The organism is Noviherbaspirillum sp. (assembly GCF_036846085.1).
Taxonomy (GTDB): Bacteria; Pseudomonadota; Gammaproteobacteria; order Burkholderiales; family Burkholderiaceae_D; genus Noviherbaspirillum.
Genome location: NZ_DAIUCO010000156.1, coordinates 1 through 12,038 on the forward strand (window position 1 = coordinate 1; position 12,038 = coordinate 12,038).

Here is a 12,038-nt window from a genome sequence, read left to right on the forward strand (position 1 = left end):
CATGTCTGTTTACTCATTCAGTATTACTTACCGGTTCCCTCCTCCTGCAAGGGGAGGGGTAGGGTGGGGGTGATGAGGTTGATCGACTGCATACAGCAACTCGACCTCACTACCCCCATCCCAGCCTTCCCCCTGAACGGGGGAAGGGGCCGTTCGGAGAACGTGCTGGATTGCCTTGATGCATTGGCCGTAGTGAATGACAAGCCTTGACACCGTCATTGCTTGAGCAGGAATAGTCGCTTGCCAGATGCCCAGCCAACCAGCGCAGACCTGAGCCGTCTCACATCACATCCGCGGTCAGCGCCGGAACCGCCGGCATGGAATCCGCGTTAAGGGGAAATTGCATGTCCGCAGTGGAAGCACTTCGTCAAGGCCGCCTGAAAGAGGCGCTCCAGATGCTGCAGCAGGAAGTCCGCCAGCATCCGGCTGATGCAAAGCACCGGGTATTTCTGTTCCAGCTGCTTGCCGTGCAGGGAAAGTGGGACAAAGCGCTGACGCAGTTGAACGTCGCAGGCGATCTGGACGGCGAAAACCTGCATATGGTCCAAGCCTATCGCGAAACCCTGCAATGCGAGGCGTTGCGCCAGCAGATTTTCGCAGGCAAGCGATCGCCGGTAATTTTCGGCGAACCCGAACCCTGGATCGCGCAGCTCGTCGATGCACTCAGGTTGGGCGCGGAGGGCGATCATGCCGCGGCACAGCGAATGCGCGAGGAAGCATTCGATTCCGCACCGACGACTTCCGGAAGCATTAACGACGAACCCTTCGAGTGGATCGCCGATGCCGACTCCCGGCTCGGGCCTGTCCTTGAATTGCTTGTCAACGGCCGATACTACTGGGTGCCGATGCATCGTATCCGCTCAATCCGCGCCGAGCCGCCGGCAGATTTGCGCGACAGCGTGTGGATGCCGGTCAGCCTGACCTGGGCGAACGGGGGCGAGGCGGTCGGATTCATCCCGACCCGGTATCCCGGCACGACCGACATCGACGACGATACGCTGCTGCTTGCGCGCAAAACCGAATGGACTGAAAAAGCGACGGACGTTTATTGGGGCGTGGGCCAGCGCATGCTGACCACGGACTCCGGGGATTATCCGTTGATGGAAATCCGCTCGGTGCAACTCAATGTGACCGTCGATGCCATCGAGGAAGCGGTCTGAGGATGGTGCCTGGCCTGATGCCCATCGTACGACGAGGATTGCGGCATGGCTGAGCTGACCAGCAAGGAACGCCTGCAGCCTTCGCTGCTGGATCGCCTTACCGACGACGAAACCGACACCACGCAGGAGCCGCGCGACAAGCGCGTGCTGTCCATGCGCGGCTTGCGCAGGGCGGTGCTGCGCGATCTCGGCTGGCTGTTCAACACCACCGGCCTTGGCATCCTGCAGGATTTGAAGGAAACGCCGCTGGCGGCACAGTCGGTGATCAATTTCGGCTTGCCGGATTTTTCCGGCAGGACAGCCTCAGGGCTGGACCTGGCGGAAGTCGAGAGACGGCTTCGGCAGGCGATCTGGGATTTCGAGCCCCGCATCCTGCGCGATTCGGTACGGATCAAGGCAGTCGCGGTGGAAGACGCCAGCGGCAGTCCGAATCACATCGTATTCGAAGTGCATGGCGAACTATGGGGCCAGCCTTTGCCCGAACGGCTTTACCTGAAGACGGAGCTCGATCTCGAGATCGGCGAAATCAAGGTATTCGACTTCGATTCCGCTCCTGCCTGACGTTAAGCTGATGCACATCTGATGGATACCAAGCTCCTCCGATACTACGAACGCGAATTGCAGCACCTGCGGGAAATGGGCGGCGAGTTCGCACGCGACTTTCCGAAAATCGCCGGCCGTCTCGGTCTGGAAACCTATGCCTGCGCCGACCCCTATGTCGAGCGGCTACTGGAAGGTTTCAGCTTCCTTGCTGCGCGGGTGCAGCTCAAGATCGATGCGGAATTTCCGCGCTTTACCAATCACCTGCTGGAACTGGTCTATCCCCAGTACCTTGCGCCGACGCCGTCGATGGCGGTGGTACAGCTGCATCCCGACCTGACCGAAGGCAGTCTTGCCGCCGGTTTCAAGGTCGAGCGGGGCACAGCCCTGCGCAGCCTGCTCGGCAAGGGCGATCAGACCTCCTGCGAATACCGGACCGCCCATGAAGTGACGATGTGGCCGGTGGAACTGGCCGAAGCGAAATACTTCACTTATGCCGGCGAGGTTGGCGGCGTGGAGATATCGCGCCTGGGAAGCATCAAGGCGGGATTGCGGCTGCGCCTGAAGGCGACCGCCGGACTGACCTTCAAGGAAATCCCGCTCGACAAGCTGCCTTTGTACCTGCGCGGTAGCGATTCGCTTCCTGCGCGCATGCTGGAGCAGCTGCTTTCGAATGCCGTCGGTATGGTGGTGATGCCGACGAAGCATCCTGCAAGCTGGCACGAGATCATCGCGAAGACCAATATCAAGCGCGTCGGCTTCGATGACGATCAGGCGCTGTTGCCCTGCGGTCCGCGTTCATTCCAGGGCTACCGTCTGCTGCAGGAATACTTCGCTTTTCCGCAGCGCTACCTGTTTGCCGAGCTGGGCGGACTTGCCAAGGGATTGGCGCGCTGCCCGGACAAGGAAGTCGATATCGTCGTGCTGTTCAATCGCGCCGATCCGACGCTAGAACAAACCGTATCGGCCGGGAATTTTTCCCTGTACTGCACGCCGGCGATCAATCTGTTTCCGAAGCGCGCCGACCGCATCCATCTATCCGACCAGTTTTCCGAATACCACGTCGTGCCCGACCGCACCCGGCCGATGGATTTCGAGGTCTACCAGGTGCTGGGCGTGAAGGGCTACGGAACCGGCCCGGATGCCGAGCAGACGTTCAGTCCGTTTTATTCATCGAACGACCTGCAGTCCGGCAGCCAGGAAAAAGCGTACTACCAGGTCAGGCGTGGCCGCCGGCTGCTGTCCGAGCGTCAGCGGCGACAGGGGCCGCGATCGAGCTATATCGGCAGCGAGATTTTCCTGTCGCTGGTGGACTCCGTCGAAACGCCATACCGGAGCAACCTCCGACAGCTTGGCATCGACACGTTGTGCACCAACCGCGATCTCGTGCTCAGCATGCCTGTCGGCAGTGGAAAGACCGACTTCACCGTCGAGTCGAGCGCGCCGGTGCAATCGGTGCGTTGCGTCGCCGGTCCGACCGTGCCGTCACCGTCGCACGCGGAAGGCGAGACCGCCTGGCGGCTGGTGAGCCACCTGTCTCTCAATTATCTGTCGCTCATGGACAGCAGCGACAAGGAAGGCGCGGCGGCGCTTCGGGACCTGATGCGCCTGTACTGCTCCGCGGCCGACGCCGCAAGTCATGCCCAGATAGAAGGGTTGCGCTCGGTGACCGCCGCGCCGATCGTCCGCCGCCTTCCCGTGCCTGGTCCGATCACCTACGGACGCGGTTTGCAGGTTGCCGTGACGATGGAGGAGTCGGCGTTCGAGGGCATCGGCGTCTTCCTGCTGGGTGCGGTCCTCGAGCAATTCTTTGCCAAATACGTGTCGCTGAATTCCTTTACCGAAACAGTGGTGAAAACCACCAAGCGCGGTGAAATCATGAAGTGGCCGGCGAGGGTGGGACGATGCGAAATCCTGTAGAGATCCTGCAGCGGCTCGAGGCAGAACCGGCGACCTTCGATTTCTTCGCCGCCCTGCGCCGCATCGAATGCGCGTATCCGGACAAGCCGCGCATCGGCCAATCTCAGCGGCCGCAGGATGACGCAGTGCGCTTCGGCCAGCCGCCGTCGCTTTCCTTCGCGCATTCGATGATCGACTCGTTCACGCCGGCGAGCGGCAGCCAGCCGGCGCCGCGCTTGGAAGTCAATTTCTTCGGCCTGCTGGGCGCCAACGGCCCGATGCCGGTGCACCTGACCGAATACATACGTGACCGGGTGCGCAATGCCAACGACCCGACCCTGGCCCGCTTCCTGGACATGTTCCATCACCGGATGATCGCGCTTTTTTACCGGAGCTGGGCCAATGCGCAACCGGCGGTCAGCCTCGACCGGCCGGAGTCCGACCGGTTTGCGGACTATGTCGGCTCGCTGATCGGCATCGGCATGAAGTCGCTGCACGACCGCGATGCGGCGCCGGATTTCGCCAAGCTGCACTACGCCGGACGGTTGTCCGCCCACGCCCGCAACGCCGAAGGGCTGGCGGCCATCCTGTCCGATTTTTTCCGGCTGCCGGTGGTGCTGAAGGAATTCGTCGGGCATTGGATGACGTTGCCCGCCGACGGCCGGTGCAGGCTGCGCAGCGGCCCGGACGCCGAAGTGCTCGGCATGACGACCGTGCTCGGGTCGAAGGTGTGGAACTGCCAGCACAAGTTCCGCATCGAGATCGGTCCGGTCGATTTCGCGCAATACCAGCACATGCTGCCCGGCGGCGAAAGCATCAAGCGGCTCGTCGCCTGGGTGCGCAATTACGCGGGCGTCGGTTACAACTGGGACGTCAACCTGATCTTGAAAAAAGAAGAAGTGCCACGGCTCACGCTTGGCAATCAGTCCAGGCTTGGATGGACCACCTGGCTCAACAGTCATACCCCGAAGCAGGACGACAGGCAGCTCCTGCTCAACCCGATCAATCACATCAACCAGCTCTAAAAGGGATCTCACCATGGCAGAAATCAGTCGCGTAGCCTTGTTCGGCAAACTCAACAGCCTCTGTTATCGGGCGATCGAGAGCAGCACCGTGTTCTGCAAATTGCGCGGCAACCCCTACGTGGAGCTGGTTCACTGGCTGCACCAGATCATGCAGTTGCAGGATTCCGACCTCATGCGCCTCGTCAAGCACTACGGGCTCGATCCGGCGGGGCTCGCCCGGGACATCACCGAATCGCTGGACCGCCTGCCGCGCGGCTCCACCTCCGTCACGGACCTGTCGTCGCAGGTGGAAGAAGCGGTTGAGCGCGGCTGGGTGTTCGGCACCCTGATGTTCGGCGAATCGCAGGTGCGGTCCGGTCACCTGCTGGTTGGCATCCTCAAGACATCCTCGCTGCGCAATTCGCTGTATGCGATCTCCCGCCAGTTCGAGAAGATCAAACTCGATGCGCTGGTCGAGGATTTCCCGCGCCTGCTCGGCGAATCGCCGGAAGCGCAGATGAAGGCGACCGATGGCTTCCAGGTCGGCGGCGGTGCTGCCCCGGGCGAAGCAAGCGGCGCGGTGTCGCCGGCGGCAATGGGCAAGCAGGAAGCGCTCAAGCGCTATACGGTCGACCTGACCGAGCAGGCGCGTACCGGCAAGCTCGACCCGATCGTCGGGCGCGATGACGAGATCCGCCAGGTGATTGACATCCTCATGCGTCGCCGCCAGAACAATCCGATCCTGACCGGCGAAGCCGGCGTGGGCAAGACCGCGGTGGTGGAAGGATTCGCGCAGCGCATCGTCGCCGGCGACGTACCGCCGTCGCTGAAGGATGTGACACTGCGTACCCTGGACGTTGGCCTGCTGCAGGCTGGCGCCAGCATGAAAGGCGAATTCGAGAATCGCCTGCGCCAGGTGATCGAGGAGGTGCAATCGTCCGAGAAGCCGGTGATCCTGTTCATCGACGAAGCGCATACCCTGGTCGGCGCCGGTGGCGCCGCCGGCACTGGCGACGCGGCCAACCTGCTCAAGCCGGCGCTGGCGCGCGGCACCTTGCGCACCGTCGCGGCAACCACATGGGCCGAGTACAAGAAACACATCGAGAAAGACCCCGCGCTCACCCGTCGCTTCCAGGTGGTGCAGGTGCCAGAGCCGAGCGAGGAAAAAGCCATCCTGATGATGCGCGGCATCGCGTCGACAATGGAAAAGCACCACAAGGTGCAGGTCCTCGACGAAGCGCTGGAAGCCGCGGTCAAGCTGTCCCACCGCTACATTCCCGCACGTCAGTTGCCGGACAAATCGGTCAGCCTGCTCGACACCACCTGTGCACGGGTCGCGGTCAGCCAGCATGCGACGCCGCCAGCCGTCGACGATTGCCGCAAGCGCATCACCGCGCTGGAAACCGAACTGGAAATCATTGCGCGGGAAACCGCTGTCGGCGTCGACACCAAGTCCCGCCAATCCGTCGCGGAGGAAAAACTTGATGCCGAACGCACCCGTCTGGCCGACCTTGAAACCCGCTGGAACGCGGAAAAGGAACTGGTAACCCGCATCCTCGAATTGCGCGGCAAGCTGCGCACCGTCACCGGCAAGGTGGAGGGGGCGGCGGACGCACCGGTCGCGGAAGAAAGCTCTGCCGAGCGCGACGCATGGCTGGAGGAATTGAAGACACTGCAGGCCACGCTCGCGGCCCACCAGGGCGAATCGCCGCTGATCCTGCCGACGGTCGACCACCAGGCGGTTGCATCCGTCGTGCAGGACTGGACCGGCATACCGGTCGGCCGCATGGTCCGCAACGAGATCGAAAACGTGCTCAAGCTGGCGGACACCTTGAGCAAGCGCATCATCGGCCAGCGCCATGGCCTGGACATGATCGCCAAGCGCATCCAGACGTCGCGCGCCGGGCTCGACAATCCGAGCAAGCCGATCGGCGTCTTCATGCTGGCCGGCACCTCCGGCGTCGGCAAGACCGAGACCGCGCTGGCCCTGGCCGAAGCGCTGTACGGCGGTGAGCAGAACATCATCACCATCAACATGAGCGAGTACCAGGAAGCGCATACCGTTTCCACCCTCAAGGGCGCGCCGCCGGGCTATGTCGGCTACGGCGAAGGCGGCGTCCTTACCGAAGCGGTGCGCCGTCGCCCGTACAGCGTGGTGCTGCTGGACGAAGTGGAAAAGGCCCACCCGGACGTGCATGAGATCTTCTTCCAGGTTTTCGACAAGGGCTGGATGGAAGACGGCGAAGGCCGCGTCATCGACTTCAAGAACACGCTCATCCTGCTGACGACCAACGCCGGCACCGACATGATCATGAACCTGTGCAAGGACCCGGACCTGATGCCGGAGCCGGACGGCATTGCCAAGGCGCTGCGCGAGCCGCTGCTGAAGGTGTTCCCGCCGGCGCTCCTCGGCCGCGTCGTCGTCATTCCTTACTACCCGCTGAACGACGAAATGATCGGCGCGATCATCCGCCTGCAGCTGGGCCGCATCGAAAAGCGCATTGGCCAGAGCCACAAGGTGCCGTTCACCTATACCGACGATGTGGTCAAGCTCATCGCCAGCCGCTGTACCGAGCTGGAAAGCGGCGGACGGATGATCGATGCGATCCTGACCAATTCCGTTCTGCCGACGATCAGCGGCGAGTTCCTCAAGAGGATGATGGAAGGGAAGTCCATTACGCGGGTGCACGTGACCGCTGAAGGTGGGGAATTTGCCTATTCGTTTGAATGAACCCGGGTCGCGCAGCTCCCGTTGCGAATTCTCTCTCTGAATAAGGAAGTCTCCATGATTAACGGCAGCCTGCAGAATTCCGACTTCAGCAAGGAACCGGCTTATATCCAGGAAGCGTTTCTGAACGGAAGGGCCCGCGTCGTCTCGCTCAAGTCGGGCACGAAGTTGTTCAAGCTTTCCTCGTATACGGTGCAGGAGGGCAGGAACGGCTTCCTGTCGCCGTGGTGGTCGGCGGTCGACCCGTTCGAGGAGGATAAGCTCGGTGCGCGGGGCCGCTATCTCGAAGCGAAGGCAAACAGCGTCAGCATGCGCGAGATGGTGCGCTTTGCGTCTGCAATCCGCATCGACTGGAACGATATCGAGGAGTACCAGGAAATCGCCCTGCAGGATGGCGCGAAGGCGTATTGGGGAGGGTTCGCGCCGCAGCCGGCGGCTACCAAGGTGGATACCTCGAAGTTTTCGCTGGACAGCCCGATGTCGGTGAAGGATATGAACGCGATGGTCGGCCAGATGGTTACCAACGCAACCAAGCGGAAGCGACTGAAGGATATGGGGGTGTATGTACCGGATACGCTGGGCGGCATCGAGGCCTGGCAGCTTTACATTCCAAACCTGAAGCTGGCCGACGTCAAGGTCGTGCCGTCCATTCCATCGCATGACATGGCGGCACTCGGGCTGCACTTCAGCGTGATTTGATCCTCCGCCGGGAGGGATTGACGCCCGGTGAACGCGAGAATGGCGCATCCATGGAACAGGAAGCCTCACGCACTACCGTATCAAATTGATTAAAGCTAGAAACGAACATGCCAAATTTTACTTCCTGGAAGACGATCTCCGACTTGAAGCGATTTCGCGTCGCCAAGTACAAGCAGCGCCGCCAGATCAAATCCCGTCCTCTCCTGGCGACCTTGCCGGAGGTACAGATCGGCGGCTGTACCGGACTGTCGTTCGGCTGGGTACAGCGCTACCGGAAAGTGCCGGCGGAAGTGGCGGCGAAACGCATCGACTACCTGAATTCGGACCAGGGATGGCGCAACATCGACTACTTTGCCGGATTCTTCAACAACCTGCCGGCAGCAAGCTATGGAGAGCGGGTCGACGTGGTGGCACCGGCAGCGGTGGGCATGCGTCGGCGGGGAACGGTCACCGAAACCAACTACGCAACCTTCGGGTCGGCGCTGACGCATCTTTACGCCAATCCCGGTTTCTACATCATCATCATGAACCTGAAGGGGATGCCGACCAACCATTTGTGCGCGCTGTATGCCCATCCCGACGGCATGATTTTCTTCGATCCCAATTCGGGCGAGTACAAGGTGCCAAGGGGACGCATGCTCGATTTCTTCCTCGCGCTCGTGCGGCAATATGCGACCTATGTGACGTCGGCAGGCGCGAAGGTTCCCCTTTCGTTCAGGGAAATCCAGTTTCATCACCTCGGTTAGCCGGACGTACCGGCCATTTACGGACAAAAAAATGAGCGCTTTCTTTCACAATTCATTCTTCGAAAAGCATATGTGGGTCGTCGAGGGCAAGGTCGGCGACCTCGATAACATGGCGAACGAGGCGATCGAGATCTGGAACAATCGCAACGTCTCGATCAGCACCCTCATCGTCTGCAGTCCTGGCGACCGCGAGAAGTTCCTGGCCCAGGTCGACAAGGCGCCGAGCGTTGCGCGCATCCCGATTTCGCTCGATTACGCAATCGCCGTCAATGTCGACCGCCAGTACTACAACATTTATCGCCATCCCAGCTTCGAAGTGGCTGCCTTCGTTCAGGGTAAGCACCGCTATGTGCACCATATGTTCGGCATCACCGGCGGAGAGTATGTGAAGCGCGAGACCGGCCCGTACTGGCTGGCCTTCGTCGGGCCGCTGTGGAAGAACGGGTCGGTCAATGGACCGGCTCCGGTCGTTCCACCGCCCGGTCCTGTTGCCACGGCAGGCATGCCGGTTGCTGTGGCCCTGCCACCGAAGAGCTTCGCCGACATGGTGAAAGGCAAATGATCCGGAATGCCGCTACGTTTCCGAGCGGCTTGAAAGAATTCAATTTTGGCCAGGGCCAGGCTTGGAAGCTTGCCCGTGCAAGGTGTAACAACCAATATCTTCCTGGAGGGATATCACCATGGCAGAGATCATTGCCCCGCTACCGGACTATCCGGGTATCGCCTGCAAGTACGATACCGCTGCAAACCCGTTTTTCGTGCCGATCGTGCGCGAAGCACTTGCGAAGATCGCCGAATCGGCAACCGGCGCAAAGCTGCTCGACCTCATCGCCAAGGCGACGCCGCGGCACAGGGCGGATTTTCCACCGTCGGTGAACGTCATGGTGGTGCCGCAGTCGATGACGTTCGTCCAGTCCGGTTACAAGGCGGCGTACTACGCCGGCGGAGGGATGAATAAAACCCTGCAGAAATCGGACGATCCGCGGCATAAGGCGCCGGACGGGTGCAGCTTCTACAAGCTCGGCGGCAGCCAAAACGCCGCCAAGGACCCGATGTCATCGACGGTCAAAGGGCAGGGCTCGGTTTGCACCATGTTCTTTACCAACGTGGAAGTCGTAACCAGCAAGGGGGAAGCCGCAAGGCCCTATATCGTCCTGGCGCATGAATTGATCCATTCGTACCACTGCCTTTACGGAATCAAGAAGGATGGCAAGGACGAGGAGTTGTGCACCACCGGGATTGACGGTTTTGAAGACCAGGAAATCACCGAGAACAAGATCCGCTCGGAACTGAAGATACAGAAACGGTTGGCGTATTTTTAATGCGCCCGTACTGCGGCGACTGCCACTAATGTCGTCTTGCATTGCGTTTCAGATCGCGTAACAGAACAATAGACACATGCCAAATCAAGTCTCCATGGGTGCCATGCTTCAGTGTTCGTTCGGCGTCGCGCCGTCCAGCCTGGTCGTGCTGCCGACGAACAAGGTGATGGCGGAAGGTCCGCCCGCCGCCAACATCATGGATCACAAGCCGCTGGTGAATATCATGCCCTTCGGGATGTGCAGCTCGCCGGCAAATCCGACGGTGGCGGCTGCGACCGCAGCCGCGCTCGGCGTGTTGACGCCGATGCCATGCGTACCGGCAACGTCGTCGCCGTGGGTTGTCGGTGCGCCGACGGTATTGATCGCCAATATGCCCGCGCTGGATAACATTTCGAAATGCATATGCAACTGGGGCGGCGTGATTAGCATCGCCAATCCGGCAACGGTAAAAACCATGATTCCGTGACAGTGCCTTCGCTTTTCATTCGTTGATAACGCCACTTACCGCCGCCCGAAAGCGGCAACGACAATAGACAACATGCCAGCAACACAAGCAAACAGGGAGATATCGGTTACCTGCGCACTCGGCGCGGATGTACTGCTGTTCCGCCGCATGACCGGCACCGAACAGCTCGGCGCGCTGAGCGAGTACAACCTCGACCTGCTGAGCGAGCGGGCGGACCTGAATATCGACGACCTGCTCGCGACCCTGCTGACGGTGTCGGTGGACCTGCCGCAGGTTCAGGGCGGGCAGCGCCACTTCAACGGGTTCATCACCCGCTTTGCCTTGACCGGCAAGCAGGGACGGTACTCGACCTACCAGGCGACCGTACGGCCGTGGCTGTGGTTCCTGACGCGCTCGGCGGACTGCCGCATCTTCCAGGACAAGACCGTCGTCGAGATCATCAAGGCGGTATTCGAGCCGTACACGGTCGCCGACTTCGACGTCACGATGCTCGAAGGTGAATATGCGGCCATGCCGTATTGCGTCCAGTATCGCGAAACCGACTTCAACTTCGTCAGCCGGCTGATGGAGAAGGAAGGAATTTATTACTACTTCAAGAGCGAACTGGGCAGGCACACCATGGTGCTGGCCGATTCCTACGGTGCGCACCAGTCGATCCCGAACTTCGCCGAAATCCCGTACGCCACCCGTGACGACGATACGATGAAGCTGAGCGAGGTGATGTACGACTGGACCATGGGCGGTGAAGTCCAGCCCGGCGCCTATGTGCTCAGGGATTATGATTTCGAGAAGCCGACGGCGAGCAGTTCCTCGCTGCTGGTGCGCTCGGCGCTGGTGCGTAGCTACGACCAGTCGACGCACGAGATCTTCGACTATCCGGGCAAATTCATCGTCCGCGCCAAGGGCGAGAGCTATGCGCAGGCGCGTATCGAAGCGATGCATACCCGCTATGAGCGTGTCTACGCCGGCAGCAACGCGCGCGGCGTATTCCCCGGCGGGCTGTTCAAGCTGACCGGGCATCCGCGTGCCGACCAGAACACCGACTTCCTGATGGTGTCGGCGGACTATGCGCTGGCGTCCGACTTCTATGAGCCGGTGCCGCCGAAGGAGCCGACGCCGGTGTTTGTCTGCAACCTGTCCGCGATCCCCAAGGAACACGCCTATCGGCCCGACTGCACCGCGCGCAAGCCCTACATTCGGGGCCCGCAGACGGCAATGGTGGTGGGCAAGGCGGGCGAGGAGATCTGGACCGACAAATATGGACGCGTCAAGGTTCAGTTTCACTGGGACCGGGTCGGCCCGGAAGATGAAACCAGCTCCTGCTGGGTACGGGTGTCGCAGGGTTGGGCCGGCAAACGCTGGGGCATCATGTTCATTCCGCGCATCGGCCATGAAGTCGTGGTGAGCTTCCTGGAAGGCGATCCGGACCAGCCGCTGATCACCGGCAGCGTCTACAACGCCGAGTCGATGCCGC

11 protein-coding genes are annotated in these 12,038 nt (G+C 61.1%); all 11 read left to right on the forward strand.

Translation table 11 applies throughout. The annotated features are described in order from the left end of the window. Window positions 1-344 precede the first annotated feature (344 nt). Window positions 345-1,160 (forward strand): type VI secretion system accessory protein TagJ, encoded by an 816-nt coding sequence (locus V7080_RS16985; protein ID WP_334189580.1) that lies wholly within the window; start codon window positions 345-347, stop codon window positions 1,158-1,160. A gap of 45 nt (window positions 1,161-1,205) precedes the next feature. Next, window positions 1,206-1,721, forward strand: a complete 516-nt coding sequence (tssE, locus tag V7080_RS16990; protein ID WP_334189581.1) for a type VI secretion system baseplate subunit TssE — start codon at window positions 1,206-1,208, stop codon at window positions 1,719-1,721. Between the two features lie 21 nt (window positions 1,722-1,742). Further along, on the forward strand, window positions 1,743-3,620 hold the full coding sequence (gene tssF, locus V7080_RS16995) for a type VI secretion system baseplate subunit TssF (RefSeq protein WP_334189582.1): 1,878 nt from the start codon (window positions 1,743-1,745) through the stop codon (window positions 3,618-3,620). Next, window positions 3,605-4,624, forward strand: a complete 1,020-nt coding sequence (gene tssG, locus V7080_RS17000; RefSeq protein WP_334189583.1) for a type VI secretion system baseplate subunit TssG — start codon at window positions 3,605-3,607, stop codon at window positions 4,622-4,624. The genes tssF and tssG overlap by 16 nt, the downstream gene beginning before the upstream one ends. Window positions 4,625-4,637: 13 nt before the next feature. Further along, complete coding sequence (tssH, locus tag V7080_RS17005; RefSeq protein ID WP_334189584.1) at window positions 4,638-7,334, forward strand: type VI secretion system ATPase TssH; 2,697 nt, start codon at window positions 4,638-4,640, stop codon at window positions 7,332-7,334. A gap of 54 nt (window positions 7,335-7,388) precedes the next feature. Then, the gene (locus V7080_RS17010) at window positions 7,389-8,030 is read left to right on the forward strand and encodes a hypothetical protein (protein WP_334189585.1); all 642 of its coding nucleotides are present in this window, start codon (window positions 7,389-7,391) and stop codon (window positions 8,028-8,030) included. Between the two features lie 107 nt (window positions 8,031-8,137). Continuing rightward, window positions 8,138-8,776 (forward strand): hypothetical protein, encoded by a 639-nt coding sequence (locus V7080_RS17015; RefSeq protein WP_334189586.1) that lies wholly within the window; start codon window positions 8,138-8,140, stop codon window positions 8,774-8,776. 31 nt (window positions 8,777-8,807) lie between these two features. Next, a complete protein-coding gene (locus V7080_RS17020; protein WP_334189587.1) occupies window positions 8,808-9,338 on the forward strand; it encodes a hypothetical protein in 531 nt (176 codons plus the stop codon). A gap of 118 nt (window positions 9,339-9,456) precedes the next feature. Next, the gene (locus V7080_RS17025; protein WP_334189588.1) at window positions 9,457-10,098 is read left to right on the forward strand and encodes a M91 family zinc metallopeptidase; all 642 of its coding nucleotides are present in this window, start codon (window positions 9,457-9,459) and stop codon (window positions 10,096-10,098) included. A gap of 76 nt (window positions 10,099-10,174) precedes the next feature. Continuing rightward, window positions 10,175-10,564, forward strand: coding sequence for a DUF4280 domain-containing protein (locus V7080_RS17030; protein WP_334189589.1), 390 nt, complete (start codon window positions 10,175-10,177; stop codon window positions 10,562-10,564). A gap of 72 nt (window positions 10,565-10,636) precedes the next feature. Beyond that, a partial coding sequence (locus V7080_RS17035; protein WP_334189590.1) for a type VI secretion system Vgr family protein occupies window positions 10,637-12,038 on the forward strand: 1,402 nt, incomplete at its 3' end.

Bases quoted from the DNA above. Each gene is read 5' to 3' on its own strand.
- V7080_RS16985 (WP_334189580.1), top strand. From the start codon at position 345: ATGTCCGCAGTGGAAGCACTTCGTCAAGGCCGCCTGAAAGAGGCGCTC.
- tssE (WP_334189581.1), top strand. From the start codon at position 1,206: ATGGCTGAGCTGACCAGCAAGGAACGCCTGCAGCCTTCGCTGCTGGAT.
- tssF (WP_334189582.1), top strand. From the start codon at position 1,743: ATGGATACCAAGCTCCTCCGATACTACGAACGCGAATTGCAGCACCTG.
- tssG (WP_334189583.1), top strand. From the start codon at position 3,605: ATGCGAAATCCTGTAGAGATCCTGCAGCGGCTCGAGGCAGAACCGGCG.
- tssH (WP_334189584.1), top strand. From the start codon at position 4,638: ATGGCAGAAATCAGTCGCGTAGCCTTGTTCGGCAAACTCAACAGCCTC.
- V7080_RS17010 (WP_334189585.1), top strand. From the start codon at position 7,389: ATGATTAACGGCAGCCTGCAGAATTCCGACTTCAGCAAGGAACCGGCT.
- V7080_RS17015 (WP_334189586.1), top strand. From the start codon at position 8,138: ATGCCAAATTTTACTTCCTGGAAGACGATCTCCGACTTGAAGCGATTT.
- V7080_RS17020 (WP_334189587.1), top strand. From the start codon at position 8,808: ATGAGCGCTTTCTTTCACAATTCATTCTTCGAAAAGCATATGTGGGTC.
- V7080_RS17025 (WP_334189588.1), top strand. From the start codon at position 9,457: ATGGCAGAGATCATTGCCCCGCTACCGGACTATCCGGGTATCGCCTGC.
- V7080_RS17030 (WP_334189589.1), top strand. From the start codon at position 10,175: ATGCCAAATCAAGTCTCCATGGGTGCCATGCTTCAGTGTTCGTTCGGC.